Below are 1715 nucleotides of genomic sequence, written 5' to 3'. Positions count from 1 at the left end.
CAGGGGTAGGGGAGCGTTGTATAAGGGTTGAAGGTGTACCGTAAGGAGCGCTGGACATTATACAAGTGAGAATGCCGGTATGAGTAACGAAAAGATCAAGTGAGAATCTTGATCCGCCGAAAGCCTAAGGGTTCCTGAGGAAGGCTCGTCCGCTCAGGGTAAGTCGGGACCTAAGGCGAGGCCGAAAGGCGTAGTCGAAGGACAACAGGTCGAAATTCCTGTACCACCGTAAGCCGTTATGAGCAATGGGGGGACGCAGTAGGGTAGTGACGCGGACTGATGGATGTCCGTCTAAGCAGTAAGGCTGATGTGTAGGCAAATCCGCACATTGTAAGGCTGAGCTGTGATGGGGAGCGAAAATTGTAGTAGCGAAGGTCATGATCTCACACTGCCAAGAAAAGCCTCTAGCCAGGTGAAGGTGCCCGTACCGCAAACCGACACAGGTAGGCGAGAAGAGTATTCTAAGGCGCGCGGAAGAACTCTCGTTAAGGAACTCGGCAAAATGACCCCGTAACTTCGGGAGAAGGGGTGCCCCGGTAGTGTGAATAGCACGAGGGGGCCGCAGTGAAAAGGCCCAAGCGACTGTTTAGCAAAAACACAGGTCTGTGCGAAGCCGTAAGGCGAAGTATACGGGCTGACGCCTGCCCGGTGCTGGAAGGTTAAGGGGAGTGGTTAGGAGCAATCCGAAGCTGTGAACCGAAGCCCCAGTCGGCGGCCGTAACTATAACGGTCCTAAGGTAGCGAAATTCCTTGTCAGGTAAATTCTGACCCGCACGAATGGCGTAACGACTTGGGCGCTGTCTCAACGAGAGATCCGGTGAAATTTTAATACCTGTGAAGATGCAGGTTACCCGCGACAAGACGGAAAGACCCCATGGAGCTTTACTGCAGCTTGATATTGAATTTGGGTACGATCTGTACAGGATAGGTGGGAGCCTTTGAAGAGACATGAGCGCCAGCTTGTGTGGAGGCAACGTTGGGATACCACCCTGATCGTATCTAGGTTCTAACCTGGTACCGTAATCCGGTGCGGGGACAGTGTCAGGTGGGCAGTTTGACTGGGGCGGTCGCCTCCTAAAGAGTAACGGAGGCGCCCAAAGGTTCCCTCAGAATGGTTGGAAATCATTCGAAGAGTGCAAAGGCATAAGGGAGCTTGACTGCGAGACCTACAAGTCGAGCAGGGACGAAAGTCGGGCTTAGTGATCCGGTGGTACCGCATGGAAGGGCCATCGCTCAACGGATAAAAGCTACCCTGGGGATAACAGGCTTATCTCCCCCAAGAGTCCACATCGACGGGGAGGTTTGGCACCTCGATGTCGGCTCATCGCATCCTGGGGCTGAAGTAGGTCCCAAGGGTTGGGCTGTTCGCCCATTAAAGCGGTACGCGAGCTGGGTTCAGAACGTCGTGAGACAGTTCGGTCCCTATCTGTCGTGGGCGTAGGAAATTTGAGAGGAGCTGTCCTTAGTACGAGAGGACCGGGATGGACGTACCGCTGGTGTACCAGTTGTTCCGCCAGGAGCACCGCTGGGTAGCTATGTACGGAAGGGATAAACGCTGAAAGCATCTAAGCGTGAAGCCCCCCTCAAGATGAGATTTCCCAGTATGTAAGACCCCTTGAAGACGACGAGGTAGATAGGCTGGGGGTGGAAGTGCAGCAATGCATGGAGCTGACCAGTACTAATCGGTCGAGGGCTTATCCAATAGCAAGTTGTAA

General features: G+C 53.9%; 1 rRNA gene. It reads left to right on the top strand.

The annotated features are described in order from the left end of the window. A 23S ribosomal RNA gene (locus tag D829_RS34385) occupies positions 1-1702 on the top strand; the annotation flags it as partial. Between the last annotated feature and the right edge of the window lie 13 nt (positions 1703-1715).

The sequence above is a fragment of the Paenibacillus sp. PAMC 26794 genome (assembly GCF_000316035.1).
Taxonomy (GTDB): Bacteria; Bacillota; Bacilli; order Paenibacillales; family Paenibacillaceae; genus Paenibacillus.
This window is presented reverse-complemented; position numbering and strand designations above follow the sequence as displayed.